Origin of the sequence: Capnocytophaga sp. oral taxon 878 (assembly GCF_002999135.1) — a bacterium.
Classification (GTDB): Bacteria; Bacteroidota; Bacteroidia; order Flavobacteriales; family Flavobacteriaceae; genus Capnocytophaga.
Window position 1 is genome coordinate 2,456,171 of sequence record NZ_CP027229.1, and the last position, 24,443, is coordinate 2,480,613.

The window sequence follows — 24,443 nt, forward strand, 5'->3', positions numbered from 1 at the left end:
AATATTTATGATTTGTCATCTTATTTCGTATGATTTATTGTATTTGTGAGGAGTTACTAACGTCCCTTGTTTGTTTATTACGCCCCATTTCCCGTTATATTTTACCCCTATTGCATCGCCATTAAACTTTTGTATCTCTTCATATTGGCAGGGTACAATTAATTCTCCTTGCAGGTTGATAAACCCCCAATACCCATTAAGGCGTACTGCTATAATATCAAAACAAGTTTTCATCTCATCATATTGGCAAGAGGTTACTTCTTTTCCTTCTTTGTCAATACAACCCCATTTGCCATTGTGCTTTACTTGTGCAATACCTCTATCAAAATCTTTAGCTTCTTCGTATATGGCAGGCGTAATAACTTTCCCTTCATTATCAAAGAAACCTTTCTTATTCTTCAAGCTTGTCAAAAAAGTATCATAACAAGGACCCGAAATACTATTATAAGTATCAAAAGGAACAATTACTTTATGGTTATTATTTACCACTCCTTTTTTCCCTTCTTTGGTAACCAAACAGTAAATAGTACGTTCCCAATATTTACTTAGCAGGCTGATGTAGTCATATACAGCAGGAATGATAAGCTCGTTATTCTTATCCATCATCCCCCATTTATTGTCTTTGCTTAAAAACACACCAACCATATATTCTACCTTCACTTGGTCATAAACAAAGGGGAGTATCATTTCTCCTTTGGCATTAATACCTCCCCATTTATTATCTTTTTTCAGGAAAGTACTAGTATACCCCGTAAGCATTACCTCATCATACTCAAAAGGAGTTACAACTTCACCTTTTTCATTTACACGTCCCCACTTGTTGTTTTTTTGCACACAAAAAGGATTCCCATCAGCATAACTGATTTTAAATTTGTCATACTCAAAAGGAATTGCTATTTCTCCTTTCTCATTAATAGCCCCCCACTTGCCATTCATCTTTGCAAAAGCAATGTTCGACGGACATTCAAATGTACCTAAGTCTTCATATATCAAAGGGATAACAACCTTGTTCTTACGGTCTACCATACCGTATTTAGATGTCTTAATACTCTGTACAATATAAATCCCTTCTAAAAAACTTACATATACCGATTTGTATTCTTCTATCCACTTAAGTTGTCTTATTTCCATCGCAGCAATGTTTATACCGCTACTTTTATATATCCAACCTCTGCAACTGTAATTACTTCTTCCCAAAAAGTCCTGTCCCATCATAATATTACTTATCAATATTGCAAGATATATTATGAGTTGTTTCATTCTTTACTTCTTTATTTTGCAAATCGGTATCGGTTGCATCTTGTGCTGGTTAGCCCTATTCAGGCGCGTGTATATCTCAAATACTTCACGCTCCCTACCGCTAAAATCATCAGCCTTTTTCCCTTGTTCAGTTTGTAGCATTGCCCATTCCAGCTCGTCGTATGTAGCCTTTAGCTGGTCTTCATCACTGCGGTCATCGCCAAAAAGACCGTCCGAAGGTTTCGCCTTCAAAATACTTTTCGGGATTCCCAAATACTCTCCCAATTTATATACCTCACTCTTCATCAGGTCGGCTATCGGACTCACATCCACACCACCATCGCCGTATTTAGTGAAAAAACCTACCCCAAAATCTTCAATCTTATTACCCGTGCCCACTACTATATAGCCTTCCAGTCCAGCAAAATAGTACAAAGTAGTCATACGTAATCTCGCTCTTGTATTGGCAAGCGCCATTTCATAAGTATTTTTATCCGTCAAAGGCACTTGCACCACAAATTGATCAAACACAGGGGTTAGGTCTACCCTCATATTACTCACATTTGTGTATCTATCTTTTAAAAAAGCAATGTGTTCTTCAGCCCTACTCACGTGGCTTTCTGCCTGATGAATAGGCATCTCCAAGCATAATGTAGGCAGTCCAGTGCGCGCGCATAAGGTCGAAACTACTGCCGAGTCCACCCCGCCCGATATCCCTATCACTAAGCCCTTAACGCCTGCTTTCTCGGCGTAATTCTTTAACCATTCTGTAATAATATTAGCTGTATTTTCCATATATCTTTTGTTATTTCTGTTAGAAAATTACGAATAAAAAGCAAAACTACAAAAAATAATGTAATTAGCTCATACAAAGAGGATTAATTTTTTGACAGGAAGATAAGAGAAGACAGAGTCTTAGATATTTTAGATAGGTTTTTTCAAAAATAGGTTTCTAAATCGTTACCTACTATACTGAAAAATATTTTTTATTAATAGGTTATATTTCAGTGTTTTACACCTTTTTTCATATTGTACAGTAACTTGATAAAAAGTACTTTCGCAAATTAAAAAATTAGAGTATGAAAAAAGTAAAACGCTCAACTTTTAAGGTATTGTTCTACCTTAAAAAGAACGCCCCAAAAAAGAACGGTAAAGTTGCTATTATGGGGCGTATTACCATTGACAATCAGGTAGCTCAGTTTAGTACCAAACTTGAAATCCTTCCACAGAAATGGGATTTGAAGTACGGAAGGGTAACAGGTAAAACAGAAGAAGCTACCCAACTTAATCGCAAGCTGGAAGAGATTCGCTCACGTATCATTACTCATTATGAGGTGTTGATGAAGTACGAGGGAGTGGTTACTGCTCAGAAGCTAAAAGCTACTTTTCTAGGCATAGGAGTAATGGAAGATTCCTTGCTAAAAGTCTATGAGAATTTCAAAGAAGGCTTTGCCTTGATGGTAGAAAAAGGTGTTAGAAGTTACAGCACTCTTAACAAATATGAGAATGTATACACTCATTTGAGCGAGTTTATCCAGTACAAATACCGCAGAAGTGATATTTCTTTCAAAGAGCTTACAGAAGACTTTATTAATGATTTTGACTTTTACCTTAGAGTCAATAAAAGTCTTACTCACAACACAATATGGGTTTATATGATGCCCCTTTGTAAAATGGTAGAAATAGCTATAGACAAGGGTATCATCTATCGTAATCCCTTTAAGAATTACATAAGCTCTATGGAGGAGAAAGACAGAGGCTATTTGCTTAGAGAGGAAGTAGAAACTCTTTTACAATATCACCCTAAGAGTGCTTCTGCTGAATTAGTACGAGACCTATTTGTTTTTAGTTGCTTTACAGGTTTTTCGTATATTGACATTAAGCAGCTCAAAAAAAGTCACTTACAATCATTCTTTGACGGCAACAAATGGCTTATCAAACGACGTCAGAAATCCGATGTGCCTTGTAATGTTCGTCTGTTGGATATAGCCGAGAAAATTATTGAAAAATATGAGGGTACGACTCGTACAGAGGCACTATTTCCTACACCCTCCAATGCTAATTGCAACCTCCTGATTAAAAAGATGATGAAAGATTGTAACATCATTCGTGAAAAACCTATCTCCTTTCACTGGGCACGCCATACCTTTGGTACTCTGTTCTTAACAGAAGGGGTTCCCTTGGAAAGCGTTAGCAAGATGATGGGACATAAGAATATCAAAACCACCCAGATTTATGCTAAAATCACCAATGAGAAAATTAGCAAGGATATGGAAATTGCTGCCGAACGATTAAAGAATTTAAAGATAGGCTAACTAACAAATTTCTTCTTAGAATTAAAATCCATTGATAACATTTCAAAAAGAGATGTGTCAATGGATTTTTTTGTTGCCTTACAGAAAGCTATTAGAAGAGAAAAAGACTTCAACAAATAAGGAAAAGGATATTCGTTTGTCACAAATAGAAATACGTCATTAAGACTTACCTATTTTCCCTGTTTTAAACACTTAAGGCACGTAATGGCGGTTCGTTGTTCGAGTGCAAAGGTATTTCTGTGTTATTAACGCTTCTTGCAAGGTCAAGCCCGATGGGTTTTCAAAAAAATCTCCAGCCCTTGTCCGTTGTCCTGCGGGTAGTATTTTTTTGAAAAACCTTGCAGAAGCTAAACACAGACCTTTTATGGCACTCGAAACGAAACCAGCTCATTCCGACCTTTAAGCGAATAAAAAAAATGTCAAATATGAGAAAAATGCCGCTTCTTACAGATTGTTTTTTAAAACGAATACCGCTTTTCCTCCCATTGTCGAATAAAAAATTTCAAACTATGTAGCTACTTAATTACGTTTTTACTTTCGTACATACTTGCTTGCTTTGATACGTGAATGCAAAGTAATGTACAAATATACATATAGCTTTACATAGAATTGTAAATAACTTTGTAAGTAAGTGATTGATTAAATATATTGCTAATATGCCCTAAATCACTTTATGAGCTTGTAGTGTTTATCTTCTTTTCTTATGGTTAATTAAAATTTGACCTTTAGGGAGAATTTTCTGTTCACCCGAACAGAGCAAGTTGTGTTTTGAGGCACGCATTAGGCGTTTAGGCACTCAAAACCACTTGCCCTTGCAGGGAGCCGAAAACCTCTCCAAAGTCGTGGTTTTTACTTACTAATGAAATTGTATATGGACAATAAATTACAACCTCAAAAACGAAAATTAGGAAGAGTTCCTAAAATAGATAAGGCTATTTACCGGTATACTATCAGTTTCAATCAGGTAGAACATACTCGATTTTTATCTCTTTTCGAACAATCAGGAATGAAAGTCAAAGCTCATTTTATCACTTCGGTATTATTTTCCAAAGAAATCAAAAGTGTAAAAATCGATAAATCAGTAATGGATTTTTATATCAAACTCACCGAACTCTATGGACAATTTCGGGCAGTGGGCGTGAATTACAATCAGATAGTAAAGATTTTGTATCGCAATTTTTCCGAAAAGAAAGCCGCTGCCTATCTGTTTAAACTCGAACAGCAAACCGCTCAAATGGTGGCTATCTGTAAAGAAATTATGGCTCTTTCGCAACAATTAGAACAGCATATCACTGAAAAAAACAAGAAAAATGGTCGCTAAAATACATCGAGGAAGTAATCTTTTGGAAGTATGGACAACCAAAAGGTAAATACCGAGATGAAAAATTATCAGAAAATCCCGCAAATTCTATCCTTTTTAGATGAAGAGGGAACAGATAAGATGCAAGAACAAATACAAACCAATTACAAGCAAGTGAAGTTAGATATTGTCAAACTTATCAAAAACGAACTTGAACACATCGAAAACGATTCTAATTTGGCTCATTTCCAAACATCATATAAGTAATAAGTAGTTGATTTTGTTGAATATGATTTATTTTCTATGTAATGAAAAAAATCAGTTCTTTAAATTATTGATTATAAACAATTTGTTTAATTTAGAATAATATAAGGTAACGACTTAATAACGGAAATAATTTCATTGATTTTACTTGTTTTGTGTCGTAACTCAATGTCGCAGAGTTACGAACTATTTACAAATCGGCGAAAAAACTTCTACCTCTTTCAAAAGGTTAATAGTAAGACAATCTCAAGTGTCATCGAACCAAAATGTGAGTATTGAAACGAAAAACATTTATCCTAATTCTTAATATATATGCACCGTTTACTCTCCATTTTAATGAAATTACTTTGTTCTTAATCTCCGTTATTATATTAATTTTTCAGAGTCATCAACATTTACGTTTTTGTTCATACAAAGTTCTCCACTTCCGTTTTTCAAGTTCGCGTTTCAGGAGCATCGTAGCGATAACCCTACTGATGGGCGTGTTGTTATTTTCTTGCAAGGCTACTTTGAGTTTTTCTTCCGAAACATCTACCCGATAAAGTATGCTGATAAGCTTGTTGAAATCCGTCTGAATCAAAAAATCTACATACGCAACTAAAACCTCAAATTGTTCTCCAAAAGAAATGTTTTTTTCAATACTTACTTCTTTATTTAATTGAGAATAAACTTCTCGAATAGCAAGTTTCTTTTCTTCCAAAGAAATTAGAGAATCGTTATTTGATTGATTTTCCATCTTTTTATTTAAAAACGAATAGTTTCAATAGAAAGTTAACTTCCACACGCCAAACATTCCTCAGGGTTGTCTAGCGAGCAGGCTACTTGTGATTGTCCTAAAAGCAGCTGCGTATCTACGGTAAATTTGATGGCATCTACGGCGGCTTTGGTGCGGAGGTAGTACATACCCGTTTTGAGTCCGCTTTTCCACGCGTGGAAGTGCATCGAGGTGAGCTTTGCCAAATTCGGCTCTGCCATAAAGAGGTTGAGCGACTGCGACTGACAGATAAACGCTCCTCGCTCTGCCGCCATATCAATGATGGTTTTTTGCTTGATTTCCCAAACGGTTTTGTACAATTCTTTCAGCTCCGTAGGGATTTCAGGAATGTTTTGCACCGAACCATTTTCGGCGATGAGTTTGTTTTTCATCGTAGGGTTCCAAAGTCCCAACTCGATGAGGTCTTTGAGTAAGAATTTATTCACCACCACAAATTCGCCCGAAAGCACACGGCGGTTATAAATATTGCTGGTGTAGGGTTCAAAGCACTCATTGTTGCCCAAAATCTGCGAAGTAGAGGCGGTAGGCATCGGTGCTAAAAGAAGCGAATTGCGTACGCCGTGGGTCATCACCTCTTGGCGAAGTTTTTCCCAATCCCAACGGTCAGAAGGGACAACTTGCCACAAATCAAACTGAAATTTCCCTTCCGAAAGCGGCGACCCTGCAAACGAGCTGTATGCCCCTTGCTCCTTTGCCAAGTCCATCGAGGCTTCCATCGAGGCAAAATAAATCGTCTCGAAAATATCCTTGTTCAGCCTCCGAGCTTCTGGGCTTTCAAAGGGCAAACGGAGGAGTAAAAACACATCTGCCAAGCCCTGCACGCCTAAGCCTATCGGACGATGGCGGTCGTTGGAAGTTTTGGTCTCAGGAATGGGATAATAATTTCCATCGATGATTTTATTGAGATTTCGCGTAACGATTTTGGTTACTTCGTAGAGTTTTTGAAAATCAAATCCCCCACTGGAAACATAGCGAGGCAATGCCAAGGAAGCCAAATTGCACACCGACACCTCATCGGCGTTGGTATATTCCATAATTTCGGTGCAGAGGTTAGAACTGCGTATCGTACCAATGTTCTTTTGGTTTGATTTTTCATTCACGGCATCTTTGTAGCACATATAAGGCGTGCCGGTTTCTATTTGAGCTTCGAGAATGGCTGTCCAGAGTTCGCGTGCTTTGATTTGCTTGCGGAATTTTCCTTCGTTTTCGTAAGTGGTATAAAGTTCGTTGAATTTTTCGCCATACACCTCGTACAGCCCTTGTGCTTCGTTGGGGTCAAAGAGCGACCACATTTGGTCGGCTTCTACGCGTTGCATAAAGAGGTCAGGAATCCAAAGGGCAGGAAATAAATCCCTTGCGCGCATCTCCTCCTTACCGTGATTTTTACGAATATCAATAAAATCAAAAATATCCGAGTGCCACGGTTCGATATACACGGCAATGGCACCTTTGCGTTTGCCTCCACCTTGATCTACATAACGAGCCGTATCGTTGAACACGCGAAGCATCGGAATGATGCCGTTGGAAATTCCGCCAGTCCCTTTGATATAACTGCCTGTGGAACGAATGTTGTGAATGCTCACGCCAATTCCGCCTGCCGATTGCGAAATCAAAGCACAGCGTTTGAGGGTATCGAAAATCCCTGCGATACTGTCTTCGGTCATACTCAGCAAGAAGCAAGACGACATTTGCGGTTTGGGCGTACCTGCGTTGAAGAGCGTTGGTGTGGCGTGGATAAACCATTTTTCGCTCATCAGGTTGTAAGTTTCAATCGCTGCCTGAATATCTTCTTTGTGAATGCCCAAGGCGACACGCATAAAGAGATGTTGCGGTCGTTCGGTTACCTTTCCGTTGGTGCGAATGAGGTACGAACGCTCCAAGGTTTTGAATCCGAAGTAATCAAAATTATAATCACGGTCGTAGATGAGACTGCTGTCGAGTTCATCTGCGTTTTTACGAATGATTTTATAAATTTCTTCCGAGATGAGCGGTGCGTGGGTTTGGGTTACAGGGTCGGTGTATTCGTAAAGCAATTTGGCGGTTTTAGAAAAGGATTTGAGGGTATTTTTATGCAAATTGCTCACCGCGATGCGTGCCGCCAAGACCGAAAAATCGGGGTGAATGGTGGTTTGTGCAGCGGCGGTTTCGGCAGTGAGGTTGTCCAGTTCGGTAGTGGTAACATTGTCGTAAATCCCTTGAATTACCTTTTTAGCAATTTCGATGACATCTTTTTCCGAAATCGATAATCCGTAGATGAGTTTATAAATACGAGCCGTGATTTTATCAAAATGAACGGCTTCTTTTTTTCCGTTTCTCTTTATTACAAACATTTCTTTCTTTATTTGAATTTCATAAAATAATTGGGTTGTAGTTTCCCTTTCAATAATTTTTGAAGTTTGGATTGCATCAATTTTTTCGTCAAGGGTTTCACGCGGTCAATATAGAGAATGCCTTCCAAATGGTCGTATTCGTGGAGAATCACGCGTGCGGTCATTCCGCTAAAAGTCTCGGTAATGGTTTCAAATTGCTCGTTTTGGTAGCTCAATTCTACCGACCACGAACGGGCTACTTTTCCTGATAAAAAAGGCAAACTCAAACAGCCCTCTACTTCTTCCCATTGTTCTTCGGAGAGATTTTTTATTTGCGGATTGATAAACACTCGCCGAATACCCGTGTCGCCTTTTTCGAAATAGGCTATTTTATCCCTTTCGTCCATCGCCTCGTAAAGCAATTGAGAATCGGCAACGAACAACCGCAACGATTTTCCGACCTGCGGTGCTGCCAACCCACAGCCATTGGCCTTTTCCATCGTTTCCCACATATTGGCGATGAGTTCGTGCAAATTGGGAAAATCAGAGGCTACGGCTTGTGCCTTGACTTTGAGTACATTATTTCCGTAAGCAAATATGGGAAGTTTCATTTTTTTAATGGTTTTATTTGGCTAATAGCTAATGGCCGATAGCCAATAGTTATTTTAAAAATCTTCATCGAGTGAAAAGGTGTTTTGTTCGCTGTTGGTTTGTGCTACGCCTGTTTTTTGGTATTCGCCTACACGCCGTTCGAAGAAATTGGTTTTTCCTTGCAGAGAAATAAGTTCCATAAAATCAAACGGATTGGTAGCGTTCCACACTTTATTGCACCCCAAGGCAACGAGCAATCTATCGGCTACAAATTCGATGTATTGGCACATCAGTTCGGCATTCATTCCGATGAGTTTCACAGGGAGTGCATCGGTAACAAATTCCTTTTCGATAACAACGGCATCTACGATGATTTCTCGTATGGTTTCTTCCGAAAGTTTGTTTTGTAGATGATTGACATAGAGCAAACAAGCAAAATCGCAGTGCAAGCCTTCGTCCCGACTGATGAGTTCGTTAGAAAAGGTGAGCCCTGGCATCAAGCCGCGTTTTTTGAGCCAAAAAATAGAGCAAAAACTTCCTGAAAAGAAGATGCCCTCCACCGCAGCAAAGGCGATGAGTCGCTCGGCAAAACTTCCTTTGGTAATCCATCGCAACGCCCATTTTGCTTTTTTGGTAACACACGGAATGGTTTCGATGGCACGAAGCAAATAATCCTTCTCGGCAGGGTCTTTCACATAAGTATCGATGAGGAGCGAGTACATCTCGGAATGGATATTTTCAATCATAATTTGAAATCCGTAGAAACATCGTGCCTCAGGATATTGCACCTCTTGGAGGAAGTTGATGGCAAGATTTTCATTCACGATGCCATCACTGGCAGCAAAAAAAGCCAACACTCGCGAGATGAAAAATCGTTCGTTGTCGTTGAGTTTGTTTTGCCAATCGTGGAGATCGGGCGACAAATCTACTTCTTCTGCCGTCCAAAAACTGGCTTCGGCGTTTTTGTAGAATTGCCAAATATCATTGTGCTGTATAGGAAAAATGACAAAGCGGTCTTTGTTGTCTTGTAAGAGGGGTTCGGTAATCATTTTTTAGTTTCTTTTAATTTTACAGACGCCTGAATATCAACATTTTCCCATACTTTACTTATACCATCAACACCTTTATGCAAATCAAAACAAACTGAGTTAAGTACTTCTAAGGCTTTCAAAGCTTTAAAATCTTTCAAATCGATAGAAGATTTGACACTCAATAAATTATCTTTGAATTGAATTTCTGCTGGAATATTATTCACACTAACTCCATTCATTCTTAGCTTAATAGTCCATTGATGGTTTTCAAAAATGAATTTTCCTGATATTTTTCCTGCTTCGTTCATCAATCCGAAAAAGGAATTTTTAATTTTTTCATCTCTGGAAGGATCTCCTGTTGATAACTCCAAAGCACGAATAGAAAACTCAGCATTGTTTAAAAAATCTTCAATGGATTTTCCTTCTGAAAGGTTGATTAAGTCCACCGATTGAAAAGTTCCTTTTACAGGTAATTTCTCGGTAGTTTTATATGCCGTCCATTCTACTTTTGCTGAATTTTCAACGGGTTCAAAAGATGATTTTTCATTTTTACAAGAATACAACAATGTACCTCCTATACCTAATAGTACGATGAATAATTTTTTGATTTTCATTAGCATTTACTTTTTACAAATTCATAAATCAGTCTTACAGGCACTGCTGTTGCTCCGCTTTGTTTATAGCCTTTTTTGTCTTTGAGGAAAGCAGCCCCTGCGATATCGAGATGTACCCAAGGGTAATCGGTAAAATGCTCCAAAAATTTGGCTGCTGTACTCACTCCGCCGATGGGTCCGCCAATGTTTTTAAGGTCGGCAATATCAGATTTTATGAGTTCGCCGTATTCTTTCCAAAGAGGGAGCTGCACAATGCGTTCATAGACTTCCTCGCCAATGGATTTTAGAGCATCGATACTTTCTTGGTGGTTGGAAAGTCCTGCAATTCCGAAACTCCCTGTAATCGCCGCCGAAGCTCCCGTGAGCGTAGCCATATCAATCACTAATTCAGGGTTGAATTTTTTCGCATAGCAAAGTGCATCTGCCAAAACAAGTCGTCCTTCGGCATCGGTATTTTGCACTTCTACCGTAGTGCCGTCCATTATGGTAATCACATCATCTACCACTAAGGCATTGGAATTGATTTTGTTATCCGTGGCGGGTACAATACCAATCACATAGTAAGGCAATTGATTCCCCGCAATTACCGAAATGATACCCAATACAGCGGCACCACCTGCCATATCGCATTTCATTGTACTCATTACGCCGCCCACTTTGAGTGAGTAACCGCCCGTATCGAACATTACACCTTTGCCTACCAAAACCAAAGGTTGAGAATTGACCGCATTTTTCGGTTTGTAGTGCATAATATTAAAAGTGGGTGGTGTTTCCGAGCCTTTATTCACGCCGAGCAAACCTCCCATTTTTAGGGTTTCGATTTGTTTTTTATGAAGAATTTCCGTTCCAAAACCGAATTTTTCACCTGCTTCCTGCACCCATTCTGAAAACTTGAGAGCATCCATATAATTAACAGGTTCATTTACTGCGTTTTTGGTGAGGGAAATGGCTTCAAGAACTGTGTTAAGTTCATTGTATTGCTTTTCAGAAAGAGCGGTTTCCGAAACAAATAGCGTGATTTTACCCGTCTTTTTTTTGGATAGATATTTATCAAAATGATAACTGCTAAGCAACACACCTTCCAAGAGGGCGTATTTTTCTTTTTCGGAGAAAAGTTCCAGATTTTCAAGAACCGCCTCCACCGAAGATGAAACAGAAGATGGTTGTAGTTGTTGCACAATGGTTGCCCCTACTTGTCTTAAATCCTCTAATTCGTATTTGGAAACGGCTACCAGCAAACTTTTTTCTTCTTGCCAAAGATGCCAATGTTTATTCTCCTTATCCTCAAACGACTGATGAATTTCTTCTTTCAAATTTTCCTGAATATCAATATTTTGCAAATCTTTTTGGCTACGAATAAAACGAATTATTGTGCCTTTCTCAAACGATAATTTGTCGGCAGTATAGCGTTTTAGCTCTGTATAAAGGTAAGTATCGATCATTTTATTTATTTTTTTAATTGTTGAGAAAGTGTTTGTTCTCCCGCCTTCCACCCACAAGCGGTTAATTCTTCTGTTTGGAGAGCATCTAATACGCGAAGTACTTCATCTACATTTCTTCCCACATTCATAGGATAAACGCTCACCCATTGTATAATTCCTTGTGGGTCAATGATAAAAGTAGCTCGATAAGCAACTTTTTCTTCGCAATTTAAAATTCCCATTTCTTCGGCTAAAGATTTGGAAGTATCGGCAAGCATTGGAATAGAAAGTTCTGCTAATTGTGGATGATTTTCTCTCCACCCTAAATGTACATATTCGGTGTCGGTAGAAGCACCAATCAACATAGCGTTTCTTTCCAGAAATTTTTTATTATTTTTATTAAATTCTATAATTTCTGTTGGACAGACGAAAGTAAAATCTTTAGGCCACCAAAAAAGCACCATCCACTTTCCTTGTTCGGCTGCGTAGTTGTGTGTGATTTCAGAGATTTCTATGCCTTTCTTTGTAGAAATAACGGCTTTTTTAACAAATTCTGGTAATTTATCTCCAATGCTTAGTATTCCTTTTTGGATGAGTTGTAATTGCTCTTTCTGAACCAATTTTTTAATTGAATTGCACATAATCAAATGTTTTTATATTTTCTAAATTGTTTGTTATCAATCGTTTTTTCAAGTAAGTTAAAAAAATAGTTTTACTTATTGTATCTAAATTATTTTTTTGAATAAAGTTTATGTAACTAATGACAGATTTTTTCAATTCTCCCTGAATTTCTTCTTTTTTATAATTCTTTTCATAGAGATATAAAAGAAAATATATCACTTTTTGCAACATTTCCTCTGCATTTTTCAAATCTTTTATTTCCTGATAGCAATTTGCCAAGTTGTTACACGAAACAACGTACAATTGTACAAAAGGAACTTTCAGTCGGACGCAATCGAGAAAATTACCATTAAGCACTTCAGCTCTGTACAAGGCATTTAGATAGCCACTCAAAGCAACTTCATAATTTCCTTCGTTAAAAGATTCATTGGCTTCTTCGGTTAAAATCTTCCAATAATTTTCGATATGGTTTACACAAGTATCACTCATTATATTTCAAGTTTTGGTTAGCAAAATTCCAGTTTACAAGTTCCCAAAAACCTTCCACGAATTTGGGTCTTGCATTTCGATAATCGATATAGTAGGCGTGCTCCCACACATCGAGGGTAAGGATAGGAGTTTTATTTTCAGTCAGTGGAGTGAAAGCATCTTTCATTGGGAGAATTTCTAATTTTCCTTCCTGATTTTGAGCCAGCCACGCCCAACCAGCACCGAATAATTTTACGGCAGTGGCAGAGAATTGTTCTTTAAAATTTTTAAAACTTCCGAAATCGCGGTTGATGAGTTCAGCGATTTTTCCAGTAGGATTTTTTCCGCCATCGGGCGAGAGACAATTCCAAAAAAAGGAATGATTCCAATGTTGAGCTGCATTGTTGAAAATGGCTACTTGGTTTTCGTTGTAGCTTTTTCGGATGATGTCCACGATGTCTTTTTCCGCCCATTCGGTATCTTTTACCAATCCCGCAAGGTTGTTTACATAGGCAGCGTGATGCTTTTCGTAGTGATAATCAAAAGTTTCCTCTGTAATAATCGGATTTAGAGCATTTTTGTCATACGGAAGCTCTGGGAGTGTGTGATTAATATTCATTATTTTTCAGGTTTAAATAGTTAGCTTAATTGATTTTCAATTGTTTAATATTATTATTTTTAATATTTTTAGATTTGCAAAAATAATAATTTAGATTTATCTAAAAAAATAAATTGATGATTTTTTTATTTATCTTTTCAATATAGTTTTTTAATAATTTGTAAATCAAATATATAAAATAAAGTTTGATGTTTTACACGTTATTTATTTTTTGTTTTTTTCGGTGAGATGCTATTCTAATCTTTGCGAAAGAGTCATAATTTCTTTACAGATAGCCACTATTTGAGCGGTTTGTTTTTCAAGTTTAAACAGATAGGTGGAGGCTTTCTTTTCGGAAAAATTGCGATACAAAATCTTTACAATCAGATTGTAATTCACTCCCACTACCCGAAATTACCCATAGAGTTCGGTGAGTTTGATATAAAAATCCTTTACCAATTTACCGATTTTTACACTTTTGATTTCTTTGGAAAATAATACCGAAATAAAAATATATCTTAAATGCCTAAAGAAATGACTGAAAGTCTTATAGTCAAAAAAGAAGCCCTGAAATGTAGCGGTAAAATCTATTCCGAGCAACACAGGCGGAACTTTGATATAAAGGATGATATTTTAAGGGTGGAAAATGACCCTGACGATGAAAGCAGGCTGAACCTGACAATAAACAGGAAGCCGATTGCCGACTGGTTCAGGGAGCAATGGCACAGGCTTAGATATGGAGCAAGAGTGCCGCAACAGGAAGAAAGAAAAAGTAGAGGATTCAAATTATAATAGAAGCAATTTGATTAGTAATCTAAAAGCACTCCGATAACGATTAGAGTGCTTTTAGATTGTTTATCATTAATTATCAAAGCAAGTGCAGTTTAAGATTTTACTGAAGTTTGCATTAATAAAGAATATACTACAGCTGATATATGCGCAACATATTGTGACGCTTGTGATTCATTTCCCTTGAAATCCTTAACAAATACCGCTAAGGTATAACTGATATTATTAGGCAGACATATATAGGCAACATCATTGTGAGCTGCAAGAACACCATTTTCATTAACATAACCTGAACCTGTCTTATGCGCTATAACAACCCCTTCTTTATCAAGAAGTGGAGCTGCTATCCTATCTACACCTGTTTTGCATTCTTTTAACGTATTCTTAATGAAACTTTGTTTCTCATCATCGATAAGACCTTCAGTAAACAAACGATTCATCAACATTGCAGCACCAAGAGGAGATGTATAGTTAGAGTAAGCCTTGTTATGGTCAGCCGACATTTCCTCTTCCGTATAAGCTATCTGAAAACTTGAACGAGGAATGAGTGTGGCTATAAAACTATCTGTTTGAGCGACATTAACCATATCCTTAAACATAAGGTTGCTTGCATTGTTGTCACTCTGAGTAAGAGTATAACGCAGCAAATCTCTCACTGTCAATGATATGACTGGCCCTGAATAATCTTTCAGCATAGGACTCCAAGTCTTTGGGTCAAGTTTATCCCTATTTATATTTACTAAGGTATCAAGTGAAATTCCTTTATTGTCAAAGTCATTACAAAGAGCTAATGCCTGATGAACCTTAAACACACTCATCATAGGATAAACACTCTTATTATTGACCTTAACCGTATCTCTGTTATTAACAATAACCGCCACACCAATTTCGCCAGGACAAGCTGAGACAATTTGAGAAATGCTATCAGTCAAAACATTTGTTAAAGGAGGATTTGCGCTATCTTTTGTCGCTGATTTATGGAACAATGAAAATACCAAGATGAAAATGCAAACTAAAGCTATACTCAAAACTACGATTTGTTTTTTTCTGTTTTTTTCCATGTTTATATTATTTATTTAAATATAGGGCAAAATTACAAAAGTTTTTTTACTCTCACAAAGGCTTAGGCAAGTTTTTTATTTCTTGTAGTAATTCTACTACATAGATAGGTAGTACATTGACATATTACCAGCCCCACACAAACGTGCGTTGCAAAGGTATTTTTTTTTTGGTTATATTGTCAAGATGTTGTACCTTTGCACCTAGAAGTTATTGAGAAAATAGGTATAATCAAATGAAATAAGAACTATTACTAAACCATTACCTAATCTTCTTGTAATTCCTGTATCTTCTTTATTTAAAATAGATTATAAAAGTAGTTTCAATTTTGGATGAAAAATATGATTAACATTCTCCTCTGCTATGGCAAACTCTCCCCAACGCAGAATCTTTTTTCAGGCACAAAGGTACGGCTTTATTCCCAAATTAGCAAATCTTCTCACTCACACCTCACCCTCCCATCTATCTCCTAATCCCTAACCTCTATCTTCTCACCTCTCCCCCTTCATTGCGAATAATGCAAAAATCACCTACCCCCACACTATCCCCTATCTCCTAACTCCTCTCCCCTAATAATCAGCCCTTTCCACCCCCACCCTCCTGCCTATTATCTCTTATCACTTACCTACTTTAAACGAACGAATAACGAAGGATAAACGAACTGTAAACGAACTATAAGCGTTACACCCCTGATAATCAGCCCTCACTTCCCTAAACTTTCCTTTTGCCAAATCCGCAACCAAATCCCCCAATCCTTACATTATTCTCACTCTTTTCCCCTTTTCTCCCCTTTTTTCTCACCCCCTATCCCTTATCTCCTATCCTCTAACTCCTATTTTCCCCCTATTTTTATCAACCACTAATCATCACCTCTTCTCCCTGCCTAACCCCTATCCCCTATCTCCTATCTCCTAACTCCTCCCTACCTATCCCAATCCAACACTATGAAAAGTTTTTTCAGTAATAATTACGTGGTCTAAAAGTTTTATATCCAGCATCTCCCCAGCTTTCTTTATCCGCAGGGTCACATCTATATCCTCAGCACTTGGGGTATCATTCCCCGATGGGTGATTGTGCGCCAATATCACCCCCACAGCACCCTGTTCCAAGGCAGTTTTAAACACCAGCCGCACATCCACCGTAGTATGAGTAATTCCCCCAGCCGAAAGACGCGTTTTATGTATCACCCTCCCAGCGCTATTCAGGTACAACACCCAAAACTCCTCATAAGGCAAGTCCCCTATCAGCGGTTGCATTAGCTTGAAAACGTCCTTAGCACATTCTATTTTGGTCAAAGGTTCAGGCGTTTCCCCAGCACGTCTCCTCCCCAATTCAGTAGCGGCAAGTATAGTAATAGCTTTCGCCTCCCCTATACCCTTAAAGGCTTGTAACTGTTGCAAACTCTGCCTGCCCAAAGCCGTTAAGCTATTATCCACCGAAGCTAAAATACGCCTACTCAGTTCCACAGCACTCTCCCTTGCCCATCCCGAGCCTAGTAGTATAGCCAGCAGTTCAGCATTGCTCAATGCCGCTTTCCCTTGCGCTATCATCTTCTCACGCGGCTTATCATTATCCGCCCAATCTTTTATAGTCATAATCAGTTCTTATCAGTTAGTTTTCAGTAGTCAGCAATCAGTATTTAGTAATGAGTATTTAACAATCAGCAACAATGAATAAGGAATACCCTCCCCCTATCTCCTATCCCCTATCTCCTACCTCCTAATCTCCTACTGTGTAAAATATATTAGCTTCCTTCGGTATATACTTAGTAATTTCGATTTAGATATAAAACCATAATACTTACCCTCTTTCACCACAGGCAGGTTCCAAGACCCCGTTTGTTGGAACTTATCCATTACCGTACTCATTTTGTCCTTGCCCACTTCTATAACAGCAGTAGGCTGCTGCATCAGCTCTACGGCAGAAATCTTATCATAAAAATCAGACTCAAAAATAAGATGACGTATATCGTCCAGAAGAATCACCCCCTGTAAGGCACCCGTTTCTCTATGCACTACAGGGTAAATATTGCGGTTCGAAGTGCGCACCACCTCATACACCACCTCCCGCAGCTTCATATCAGTGTACACAGGGGTAAAGTTGTGTTCCACCACCTGCTCAAAGTCCATAAGCGTCAGTATCGATTGGTCTTTATTCTGCGAAATAAGCTCACCCTTACGCCCCAACTCCATAGTATAAACCGAATATTTGTTAAAATATTTAGCCACCAAAAACGATACCGCAGCCGTAAGCATAGCAGGCACCAGTAATGAGTACCCTCCCGTTACCTCCGCTATCAAGAATACCGCCGTAAGCGGTGCGTGTAGTACCCCCGTCATCAGTGCCGTCATCCCCACCAAGGTAAAGTTAGGCAAAGCAGCCTTATAACCCAGTATCGGGAACTCATTGATGATGCGCGCCAAGCAGTTACCCATCACACCTCCCATAAATAGCATAGGCGAAAAGATACCCCCCACACCCCCAGCACCAAAGGTAAGTGAGGTCGCCACTACTTTGGCAAAAGTAAGCGCCGCCAGCAGCACTATCACCACCCACGCATTGCTCAAGTCCCAACCAAAGATGTTAGAACTAAGTGATAACTCAGGGTGCCCCTCTTTCAGGTGATTGATAATCTCGTGCCCCTCACCATATAGCGGAGGCATAATATATATCAGCAGCCCCAATAGCGCACCCCCTATTACAAGTTTTAAGTACGGCGAACTAATCTTCTTGAACGAAGCATTAATCTTTTCATACACAAAGGTAAAGTAAGCCGACATCAGTCCGCCTATAACCCCCAATAGTATGTAAAAAGGAATTCCTTTTAATGAAAAAGCCTGTGTAATAGTCATAGGTATCAGCACTTCACTACCAAAGAAGAAGTAAGAGGTAAACACCCCACATAACGAAGCTATAAATAGTGGGATCAGTGATGATAAGGTAAGGTCTAACCCAAAAACCTCAATAGCAAATAATATGGCAGCTATAGGCACTTTAAAGATAGCAGCCAGCGCAGCCGCACACGCGCAAGCCAGCAGCAGCATACGGTTCGATTGGTTGATGTGAAAAAACCTACAAATATTCGAGCTGATACCAGCCCCTGTAACCACCATAGGCCCTTCCAATCCTACCGAGCCCCCAAAGCCTATCGTTATAGGAGCAGTAAGTAAACTACCATACGCCTGATACCGCTTCATCACCCCCTTTTGGTGTGCCACAGCGTGCAGTATAGAAGGGATACCGTGGTTCACATCGTGCCTTATCACGTATTTCTTTACCACATACACAATAGCAAATCCCAAAGTAGGCAAGATAAAGTAGAAACCATAAGTAATAGTCTGTGCCAGCTGCCCATCCAGCAACCACTGGATAAAGTGAGTAAATGAGCGCATAGCCAAAGCCGCCAATCCCGTAGCGATACCAATCAAGCCGCTCAGTATAAGAATAAAATTCCGTTCAGGTATATGCTTCACCCGCCATATAAGCAAGCGTTTTAGCAAAGGTTGAGGTGTATTCATTATAATACGAAGGTTTTTTGAGCCGCAAAAGTACGAATTAATTAACAATTAACAATTTTTAATCATTAGTTCTTAGTATTTCCTTCTTTTCCTCTAACCAATCCTGCTTTTGGTATAGAAAACTTCCCTTTTCCCTTTTTTTTAATCTTTTATGCCCTACCTTTGCAGCATCAAAAGGTTAATTTTTATTACAATGAATAAACTAATAACACTCATAACCCTACTGGCTGCAGTAGCTACTTCGGCTCAAATCAGTGTCAAAACAGAGTATATCAGCAGCTCCAAGTTCTATGATGCCGTCGCCGACGCCAATACAGGCGATGGCTCGGCTATGATTTACTCTGTAGGGGCGTTGGTACCTCTCTCTATGCAAGCCCCTAAGGAAGACGACCCCTACCAGCGCCCTACGGTATGGGGTGTAGGGCTTAACGGCACTTTTGTCAAGATGGATAACCACAACTTCCCTATCGGCAAAGAACTCCCCTCACAAGTAATGAACCTCGGCGTAAGTGCTATCCATCTCCGTCCCTTAAAAACACGCTGGTCTATGCTTATGGCGCTCGGAGCAGGAAGCTATACCCCCGAAAATCGTCTTTCGTCTATTCACATAGGTGAAAATGTAGTAGCAAATGGGGCTTTGGTATTTGTATGGCATTGGCGGCACAACTTAGAAATAGGTGGTGGTGTGGCTCTTAATAACAGTTTCGGTTATCCTATGGTGTTCCCTGCTTTTTATTTTAAATACAATGGTGCTTTTAGCGATAAATTTACTATTGAAGTAGGGAGTATTGATGGGCTAAAAGTTGCCTTAGGGTATAACTACCGCGAAAACCTCAGCCTTAAATTAATAGCTAATATGGGAGGTTATTCAGCTTACCTCAGGCGTAATGGAGAAAAGGAAATGTTCAGTCAGCAAACTTTTGTTGTAGGTTTGCAACCTGAGTTCAAGATAGGTAAACACGTGAGTATTCCACTTACTGTAGGGGGAAGTTTTATCCGCTCAGGGCGTTATAGAGAGCGCAAACTCAGTGCTATGTTTGCCTCAGAAGCTAAAAATGAAGACGGCACTTCTCGCTCCAGTCAGTTCAATCCTGCATTGTATTTTGCTGCTGGAGTCACAATAAAATAATTAACAATGAACAATTATTAAGTAAGTGAACTGGAGATTTTTCGGAAAGCCCTGAGCTTATCGGAGTTTCTCATAACTAATAAATATATAAAAAGAATGAAAAAAATTATTATCTTAACAGCCTTAATAGCATTCACTGCTACAGCTACAGCACAAGTGAAATTTGGAGTGCGTGGAGGCTATACTTTGAGCCCCGTGAGTAAAAGTATTCACACCGACCGTTATGAAAACCAAGCTCATAGCGAATCAGCGAGTAGTTGTGGCTCGGCTTATGCAGGACTTACCGCTGAAGTGTCAGCCTCTGAAAAATGGTTCTTAGATATAGGACTTATCTATATCAATCAAGTAACCATAGGCGAAGGAAGTACTATGTTGCACAATATCAATTTGCCTATTGCAGTGAAATACGATATCAGTGGTTTCCGTCCTAAAGTAGGAATCTACGCCAGCTATATCCCTGGGGTTACTTCTTTTGAAGATGAGCATCGTTCACTTACTAAAAACGACCTTAAAAAATTCGACTGTGGGGCTACTTTTGGTTTGGAATACAACTTCTTTGATAGATTTTTTATAGACGCCAATTTCAACTTAGGAATAGTCAATCTCCTTACCGAAGACCCTCGCCACAGTAGCGACTATTTGCGCACACGCTCTATCCTTATAGGAGTAGGATACAGATTCAATTAACAATGAATAATTAACAATTGGAGATTCCCTGAAAGCCCTGAGCTTCTCGGAGTTTCTCATCACTAATAAACACATATAAAAAATGAAAAAAATTATTACAATTATAGCCTTAATAGCACTCACCGCTACGGCTACAGCACAAGTAAAATTTGGCGTCCATGCGGGTGCTGGAATTGGATTGATGAGCAAAGATGTTCACGACGACCGATATGAAGGACAAAACAAAACGGACAAAGAGCCTTTTAGCACCTCTTCTTATGGTGGTTTCTTTGTTGAAATCCCTGCTTCCGAGAAATTATTGTTAGACCTTGGGGCAATGTATACCAATTATTCCACTATAGGAAAGGGAAAAACAATGCTTCACAGGATTGATGTGCCTCTGGCTATCAAATACGATATCAGTGGGTTACGTCCTAAAGTAGGAGGCTATGTGAGTTATATACCTGGGGTTACTTCTTTTGAAGACAAACACCGTTCATTAACCAGAAAGGATATTGAAAAATTTGACTATGGGGCGCTCTTCGGTTTGGAATATAACTTCAATGAAAAGTACTTTATAGAAACCAATTTCTATTTAGGATTAGCCAATCTCCTCACCAAAGATCCTCGCCACAGTAGCGACTATTTGCGCACACGCTCTATCCTTATAGGAGTAGGATTCAGATTTTAATGAATAATGATTAATGGTTAATGAATGAAAATCCCTACATATTTTTGAAGAACAATTTCTTCTTACAATTCCTTATTGCCGATAGATATCGTATCTATCGGCATATTGTGGCTTGTAGTTCGTTGTTATTATTTTACACACTTGGCAGACAATGGAATGATTACGAAGGAATGATAGACTATTGGGATTGGATAGAGAAATGGTTGGGGATTACCGCTACTTTTTACTTGAATATGTATGTGCTTATTCCACGTTTTTTCTTCAAAGGGAAGCTCGCTACCTATATTATCCTCCTTACGCTATGGGTACTTTTTATGTTGGGTTCTACCTATTATCTCAATTTTGTACTATGGAAAGACTATATGATTGGGAAAGAAATCAAAATAGCATCAGAAACCCCCATTTCTATAGCACTTTTTTCTACTTTGGTATATGTAGTACCCTTTATAATGACTTCTACGCTTATCAAAACCCTGCAAGTATGGGTAAAAGATAGCGAGAGGATGCAAGAATTGGAGCGCCAAGCCAACGAGAGTGAACTGCAAGCCCTAAGAAGCCAAATACAACCGCACTTTTTGTTCAATATGCTCAACAGCATCAACACCTTGTTGTATATCGACCCTGAAAAAGCCTCTTATACCATCACAAAACTATCCGATTTCTTGCGACATTTGCTGTATCAAACGCACGAAGAACAGGTTTTTCTCAGTTCGGAACTACGTTTTTTAAACGATTATCTCTCTTTGGAAGCAATGCGTCGTGATGATTTTACTTATGAAATTACTTACAGCGAAAAAAACCTACAAGGCATACAAATTCCCCCTAATATTCTGCTTATCTTAGCTGAAAATGCTGTAAAACACAGTGTTGACACCCTCTCCCCTACTTATATTTATATGAAATGTGAGGAAAAAGAAGGGCTTCTACACTTTTCAGTACGCAATTCGGTACCTTTAGAGCCTCATCGCAAACACAAGTGTAGTGGCATAGGCTTACCCAACCTAAATCGGCGATTGGAATTGCTCTATGGCGAGCGTTTTAGCTTGTCGCAAGAGCGTTTGCCACAAGAATATATAGTAACCTTAACTTTGCCCTTATGAATTGTTTGATTATAGACGACGAACCTTTGGCGCGTATCGGGATGGAGCGCCTCATCAGGCAATACAGCAACTTGAAGGTAGTAGGCACTTTTAAGAATGCGGTAGGCGTTACCGACTTCTTAAAAAAGAACGAAGTGCACTTGCTGTTCTTAGATATCGAGATGCCAGGAATCAACGGTTTGGAACTGGCTAAAACCCTACCCGAGCAAACACTCGTTATCTTCACTACAGCCTACAGTCAGTATGCTTTAGAGAGTTATGAGGTAGATGCCCTTGATTATTTAGTAAAGCCCATCACCCCTGAGCGTTTCAAAAAGGCTATTGCCAAAGCCGAAAGTTATCACCAGTTGCTCTCTGAGCAAAAAACCGACTTAGAAGCGACCGATGCCCAATATATCAGCATTCGTGCCAATAGGCGCAATTATCGCATTCCTCATAGCGATATATTGTATATAGAAGCACTGAAAGACTATGTAATCATTCACACCTTTACCGATAAGTACATCACTTGGATCAATCTCAAAAACATACATAACCAGCTCCCCGAGTCACTTTTTGTACGCATCAATAAGAGTTATGTAGTGAATATACAGCACATTACTTCCTACACCCACCAGTTTGTTTATCTAAGTGATACAGAAATCCCCATTGGCAGAGCCTATCAAGAAGACTTCTTATTACATTTGAAAAAACAGCCATAACAATACAACAACAGCCGTTAAGCACCTTGCTTAACGGCTGTTGTTAAGTTTTAGTATTTACTAACAACTTCTTATTTTGAAAAACTTCCAAACTAACATATAATTTACCCAAATATACCAAGCCATTCCTCAATATTTTCAGCCTTATTAAAGTATAACGCTCTTTCTATATCGGTATCGTCGGGGGGCATTAGTTCTACGTTGATATACACTTGTTCTCGTGGTTGGTTGAGGGCAAAAATACCTATCTCGTCGAGTTTTTTCATCGCATATACCATAGCAGCAAGTCGGAGGTTGTATTCCTTATCCCATTGCGCCTCATTGTTGTAATCTATAAGAGAGTCGCGCTGCTCAAACAACTGAACTACCTGCTGAAAATATTCCTCATAACCAAAAGTGTAATAAGGGCTATCGGCAAATGAGTATTTGTAGTATGGTATTTCCTCTTGGGAGATAGCATTTTCATTTACGAATCGCTCTAAAGCTTCCACCGACCACGCCGCAATACAAGGGGGAAGCGCCTCCCCCGTAGTGAGTAACACACAATAGTAATAATGCTCTCCGTTTTCAAAGAGTTTTAAAAATGCTTTTTGAGTAGCCTCAAAAATAGCTTCGCCTAATGGTTGTAGTTTGGGGGTCATTTTGTTTTTAATTTTATCCTTTCAATTTGTCCCAATCTTTTTTAGGGTTAAGAAGTTCGGTAGAGCGGTACAAGAGTGAGCCTTCGTCATTTTCGTCGTAATCATCTATATAGAAGGCAAAAAGAAGTAAGCCGTTTTCCTCGCGATTGCCAAAAAGTCCTTCTTTATCACACTCGGCAAGTGCATTGAGCAGACAATCCTCAAAGTCCTTGCGCAAAGCATCATATTGTTCTTCTTCATCGTCACCATCTAAAGCCTGTACCAACAGATAAGTCTCTTTGTACAAATGACTTTGGTTGTCAAGCCAGTCACCAGTGTTTTTTTGTACAGGCACATAAGAACCATTGTAGTCCTCTTCACATTCGCCACTCCATATAGCGTCTAATATAGTAGCATTGGGGTCATAAGCCTTGATAGCTTCCCGACTGATAGCGGCATCACTAACAGCAAAGAAATCGTCTACTAAGAATAGATAATAAGCCTCTAAATGAGCTCCTTTACTATCGGCTTTGGCTTTGATGTGAGAAAATGAGTAGCGAAAATGTTCTTTCGCCAACTGTTGAATGTAGTTTTTTTGTTCTTGAGTCATTTTATTTTTTAGTT

24 protein-coding genes and 2 pseudogenes are annotated in these 24,443 nt (G+C 38.9%); 9 read left to right on the forward strand and 17 right to left on the reverse strand.

The features are described from left to right. Nucleotides 1–15 precede the first annotated feature (15 nt). Entirely contained in the window at nt 16–1,260 is a 1,245-nt protein-coding gene (locus C4H12_RS11175) for a WG repeat-containing protein (protein WP_106098995.1), read from the reverse strand. Nucleotides 1,261–1,263: 3 nt separating this feature from the next. Further along, entirely contained in the window at nt 1,264–2,034 is a 771-nt protein-coding gene (nadE, locus tag C4H12_RS11180; RefSeq protein WP_106098996.1) for an NAD(+) synthase, read from the reverse strand. 284 nt (nt 2,035–2,318) lie between these two features. Between nadE and C4H12_RS11185 the strand changes: the two genes are divergently transcribed. From C4H12_RS11185 to C4H12_RS11200, 3 genes are all read left to right on the forward strand, one after another. Next, nucleotides 2,319–3,554, forward strand: coding sequence for a site-specific integrase (locus C4H12_RS11185; RefSeq protein WP_106098548.1), 1,236 nt, complete (start codon nt 2,319–2,321; stop codon nt 3,552–3,554). Nucleotides 3,555–4,425: 871 nt separating this feature from the next. Then, nucleotides 4,426–4,875: a conjugal transfer protein MobA gene (gene mobA / locus C4H12_RS11195; protein WP_095900567.1), complete on the forward strand. Its 450-nt coding sequence runs from the start codon at nt 4,426–4,428 to the stop codon at nt 4,873–4,875. A 30-nt stretch (nt 4,876–4,905) separates the two neighbouring features. Then, entirely contained in the window at nt 4,906–5,121 is a 216-nt protein-coding gene (locus tag C4H12_RS11200; RefSeq protein ID WP_095900566.1) for a hypothetical protein, read from the forward strand. Nucleotides 5,122–5,506: 385 nt separating this feature from the next. Here C4H12_RS11200 and C4H12_RS11205 read toward each other — a convergent pair whose 3' ends face one another. The 10 genes and pseudogenes from C4H12_RS11205 to C4H12_RS13915 all read right to left on the reverse strand — a co-directional run. Beyond that, on the reverse strand, nt 5,507–5,854 hold the full coding sequence (locus C4H12_RS11205) for a hypothetical protein (RefSeq protein WP_232748778.1): 348 nt from the start codon (nt 5,852–5,854) through the stop codon (nt 5,507–5,509). Nucleotides 5,855–5,889: 35 nt separating this feature from the next. Continuing rightward, complete coding sequence (locus tag C4H12_RS11210) at nt 5,890–8,223, reverse strand: ribonucleoside-diphosphate reductase subunit alpha (RefSeq protein ID WP_106098549.1); 2,334 nt, start codon at nt 8,221–8,223, stop codon at nt 5,890–5,892. A gap of 8 nt (nt 8,224–8,231) precedes the next feature. Next, a complete protein-coding gene (gene def, locus C4H12_RS11215) occupies nt 8,232–8,813 on the reverse strand; it encodes a peptide deformylase (protein WP_106098550.1) in 582 nt (193 codons plus the stop codon). Between the two features lie 54 nt (nt 8,814–8,867). Next, nucleotides 8,868–9,842, reverse strand: coding sequence for a ribonucleoside-diphosphate reductase small subunit (locus C4H12_RS11220; RefSeq protein ID WP_106098551.1), 975 nt, complete (start codon nt 9,840–9,842; stop codon nt 8,868–8,870). Further along, complete coding sequence (locus C4H12_RS11225) at nt 9,839–10,438, reverse strand: YceI family protein (protein WP_254424738.1); 600 nt, start codon at nt 10,436–10,438, stop codon at nt 9,839–9,841. Before C4H12_RS11225 ends, C4H12_RS11220 begins: the two co-directional genes overlap by 4 nt. Continuing rightward, a complete protein-coding gene (locus C4H12_RS11230; protein WP_095900504.1) occupies nt 10,438–11,880 on the reverse strand; it encodes a M17 family metallopeptidase in 1,443 nt (480 codons plus the stop codon). Before C4H12_RS11230 ends, C4H12_RS11225 begins: the two co-directional genes overlap by 1 nt. 5 nt (nt 11,881–11,885) lie before the next feature. Continuing rightward, the gene (locus C4H12_RS11235; RefSeq protein WP_106098553.1) at nt 11,886–12,500 is read right to left on the reverse strand and encodes a peroxiredoxin; all 615 of its coding nucleotides are present in this window, start codon (nt 12,498–12,500) and stop codon (nt 11,886–11,888) included. Further along, the gene (locus tag C4H12_RS11240) at nt 12,484–12,969 is read right to left on the reverse strand and encodes a tetratricopeptide repeat protein (RefSeq protein ID WP_095900502.1); all 486 of its coding nucleotides are present in this window, start codon (nt 12,967–12,969) and stop codon (nt 12,484–12,486) included. Before C4H12_RS11240 ends, C4H12_RS11235 begins: the two co-directional genes overlap by 17 nt. Next, complete coding sequence (locus C4H12_RS11245; protein ID WP_106098554.1) at nt 12,962–13,567, reverse strand: superoxide dismutase; 606 nt, start codon at nt 13,565–13,567, stop codon at nt 12,962–12,964. The genes C4H12_RS11240 and C4H12_RS11245 overlap by 8 nt, the downstream gene beginning before the upstream one ends. Before the next feature lie 231 nt (nt 13,568–13,798). Next, nucleotides 13,799–14,050 (reverse strand): annotated as a pseudogene (locus tag C4H12_RS13915) (hypothetical protein); the annotation flags it as partial. A 24-nt stretch (nt 14,051–14,074) separates the two neighbouring features. On the opposite strand from C4H12_RS13915, the pseudogene C4H12_RS11255 reads away from it, so the two are divergent. Further along, nucleotides 14,075–14,338: pseudogene (locus C4H12_RS11255) on the forward strand (mobilization protein); the annotation flags it as partial. A gap of 92 nt (nt 14,339–14,430) precedes the next feature. On the opposite strand, the gene C4H12_RS11260 reads toward C4H12_RS11255, so the two are convergent. The 3 genes from C4H12_RS11260 to C4H12_RS11270 all read right to left on the reverse strand — a co-directional run bounded on the left by C4H12_RS11260 (nt 14,431) and on the right by C4H12_RS11270 (nt 18,912). Beyond that, the gene (locus C4H12_RS11260; RefSeq protein ID WP_004339683.1) at nt 14,431–15,396 is read right to left on the reverse strand and encodes a CfxA family broad-spectrum class A beta-lactamase; all 966 of its coding nucleotides are present in this window, start codon (nt 15,394–15,396) and stop codon (nt 14,431–14,433) included. Nucleotides 15,397–16,320: 924 nt separating this feature from the next. After that, a complete protein-coding gene (radC, locus tag C4H12_RS11265) occupies nt 16,321–16,989 on the reverse strand; it encodes a DNA repair protein RadC (protein WP_106098997.1) in 669 nt (222 codons plus the stop codon). A gap of 132 nt (nt 16,990–17,121) precedes the next feature. Next, complete coding sequence (locus tag C4H12_RS11270; RefSeq protein WP_106098998.1) at nt 17,122–18,912, reverse strand: chloride channel protein; 1,791 nt, start codon at nt 18,910–18,912, stop codon at nt 17,122–17,124. A gap of 193 nt (nt 18,913–19,105) precedes the next feature. On the opposite strand from C4H12_RS11270, the gene C4H12_RS11275 reads away from it, so the two are divergent. The 5 genes from C4H12_RS11275 (at nt 19,106) to C4H12_RS11295 (ending at nt 23,199) form a co-directional block, all read left to right on the forward strand. Continuing rightward, a complete protein-coding gene (locus tag C4H12_RS11275) occupies nt 19,106–20,041 on the forward strand; it encodes a DUF6268 family outer membrane beta-barrel protein (protein WP_106098999.1) in 936 nt (311 codons plus the stop codon). Nucleotides 20,042–20,137: 96 nt separating this feature from the next. Next, nucleotides 20,138–20,728 (forward strand): porin family protein, encoded by a 591-nt coding sequence (locus C4H12_RS11280; protein WP_106099000.1) that lies wholly within the window; start codon nt 20,138–20,140, stop codon nt 20,726–20,728. 82 nt (nt 20,729–20,810) lie between these two features. Continuing rightward, entirely contained in the window at nt 20,811–21,398 is a 588-nt protein-coding gene (locus tag C4H12_RS11285) for an outer membrane beta-barrel protein (protein WP_106099001.1), read from the forward strand. A 20-nt stretch (nt 21,399–21,418) separates the two neighbouring features. Beyond that, entirely contained in the window at nt 21,419–22,498 is a 1,080-nt protein-coding gene (locus C4H12_RS11290) for a sensor histidine kinase (RefSeq protein ID WP_106099002.1), read from the forward strand. After that, on the forward strand, nt 22,495–23,199 hold the full coding sequence (locus C4H12_RS11295) for a LytTR family DNA-binding domain-containing protein (RefSeq protein ID WP_106099003.1): 705 nt from the start codon (nt 22,495–22,497) through the stop codon (nt 23,197–23,199). Before C4H12_RS11290 ends, C4H12_RS11295 begins: the two co-directional genes overlap by 4 nt. 104 nt (nt 23,200–23,303) lie before the next feature. Here the strand turns inward: C4H12_RS11295 and C4H12_RS11300 are convergent, their stop codons facing one another. Together C4H12_RS11300 and C4H12_RS11305 are read right to left on the reverse strand one after the other, a co-directional pair. Next, nucleotides 23,304–23,840: a DUF4303 domain-containing protein gene (locus tag C4H12_RS11300; protein WP_106099004.1), complete on the reverse strand. Its 537-nt coding sequence runs from the start codon at nt 23,838–23,840 to the stop codon at nt 23,304–23,306. 13 nt (nt 23,841–23,853) lie between these two features. Next, nucleotides 23,854–24,429: a DUF4303 domain-containing protein gene (locus C4H12_RS11305; protein WP_106099005.1), complete on the reverse strand. Its 576-nt coding sequence runs from the start codon at nt 24,427–24,429 to the stop codon at nt 23,854–23,856. Between the last annotated feature and the right edge of the window lie 14 nt (nt 24,430–24,443).

Excerpts from the sequence above, each read along its gene's own strand:
- C4H12_RS11200 (WP_095900566.1), top strand. The coding sequence starts at position 4,906 with ATGGACAACCAAAAGGTAAATACCGAGATGAAAAATTATCAGAAAATC.
- C4H12_RS11210 (WP_106098549.1), bottom strand. The coding sequence starts at position 8,223 with ATGTTTGTAATAAAGAGAAACGGAAAAAAAGAAGCCGTTCATTTTGAT.
- C4H12_RS11205 (WP_232748778.1), bottom strand. The coding sequence starts at position 5,854 with ATGGAAAATCAATCAAATAACGATTCTCTAATTTCTTTGGAAGAAAAG.
- C4H12_RS11285 (WP_106099001.1), top strand. The coding sequence starts at position 20,811 with ATGAAAAAAATTATTACAATTATAGCCTTAATAGCACTCACCGCTACG.
- def (WP_106098550.1), bottom strand. The coding sequence starts at position 8,813 with ATGAAACTTCCCATATTTGCTTACGGAAATAATGTACTCAAAGTCAAG.
- C4H12_RS11235 (WP_106098553.1), bottom strand. The coding sequence starts at position 12,500 with ATGTGCAATTCAATTAAAAAATTGGTTCAGAAAGAGCAATTACAACTC.
- C4H12_RS11300 (WP_106099004.1), bottom strand. The coding sequence starts at position 23,840 with ATGACCCCCAAACTACAACCATTAGGCGAAGCTATTTTTGAGGCTACT.
- C4H12_RS11175 (WP_106098995.1), bottom strand. The coding sequence starts at position 1,260 with ATGAAACAACTCATAATATATCTTGCAATATTGATAAGTAATATTATG.
- C4H12_RS11245 (WP_106098554.1), bottom strand. The coding sequence starts at position 13,567 with ATGAATATTAATCACACACTCCCAGAGCTTCCGTATGACAAAAATGCT.
- C4H12_RS11280 (WP_106099000.1), top strand. The coding sequence starts at position 20,138 with ATGAAAAAAATTATTATCTTAACAGCCTTAATAGCATTCACTGCTACA.
- C4H12_RS11240 (WP_095900502.1), bottom strand. The coding sequence starts at position 12,969 with ATGAGTGATACTTGTGTAAACCATATCGAAAATTATTGGAAGATTTTA.
- nadE (WP_106098996.1), bottom strand. The coding sequence starts at position 2,034 with ATGGAAAATACAGCTAATATTATTACAGAATGGTTAAAGAATTACGCC.
- C4H12_RS11290 (WP_106099002.1), top strand. The coding sequence starts at position 21,419 with ATGAATGAAAATCCCTACATATTTTTGAAGAACAATTTCTTCTTACAA.
- C4H12_RS11220 (WP_106098551.1), bottom strand. The coding sequence starts at position 9,842 with ATGATTACCGAACCCCTCTTACAAGACAACAAAGACCGCTTTGTCATT.
- C4H12_RS11295 (WP_106099003.1), top strand. The coding sequence starts at position 22,495 with ATGAATTGTTTGATTATAGACGACGAACCTTTGGCGCGTATCGGGATG.
- radC (WP_106098997.1), bottom strand. The coding sequence starts at position 16,989 with ATGACTATAAAAGATTGGGCGGATAATGATAAGCCGCGTGAGAAGATG.
- C4H12_RS11275 (WP_106098999.1), top strand. The coding sequence starts at position 19,106 with ATGAATAAACTAATAACACTCATAACCCTACTGGCTGCAGTAGCTACT.
- C4H12_RS11230 (WP_095900504.1), bottom strand. The coding sequence starts at position 11,880 with ATGATCGATACTTACCTTTATACAGAGCTAAAACGCTATACTGCCGAC.
- C4H12_RS11185 (WP_106098548.1), top strand. The coding sequence starts at position 2,319 with ATGAAAAAAGTAAAACGCTCAACTTTTAAGGTATTGTTCTACCTTAAA.
- C4H12_RS11225 (WP_254424738.1), bottom strand. The coding sequence starts at position 10,438 with ATGAAAATCAAAAAATTATTCATCGTACTATTAGGTATAGGAGGTACA.
- C4H12_RS11270 (WP_106098998.1), bottom strand. The coding sequence starts at position 18,912 with ATGAATACACCTCAACCTTTGCTAAAACGCTTGCTTATATGGCGGGTG.
- mobA (WP_095900567.1), top strand. The coding sequence starts at position 4,426 with ATGGACAATAAATTACAACCTCAAAAACGAAAATTAGGAAGAGTTCCT.
- C4H12_RS11260 (WP_004339683.1), bottom strand. The coding sequence starts at position 15,396 with ATGGAAAAAAACAGAAAAAAACAAATCGTAGTTTTGAGTATAGCTTTA.
- C4H12_RS11305 (WP_106099005.1), bottom strand. The coding sequence starts at position 24,429 with ATGACTCAAGAACAAAAAAACTACATTCAACAGTTGGCGAAAGAACAT.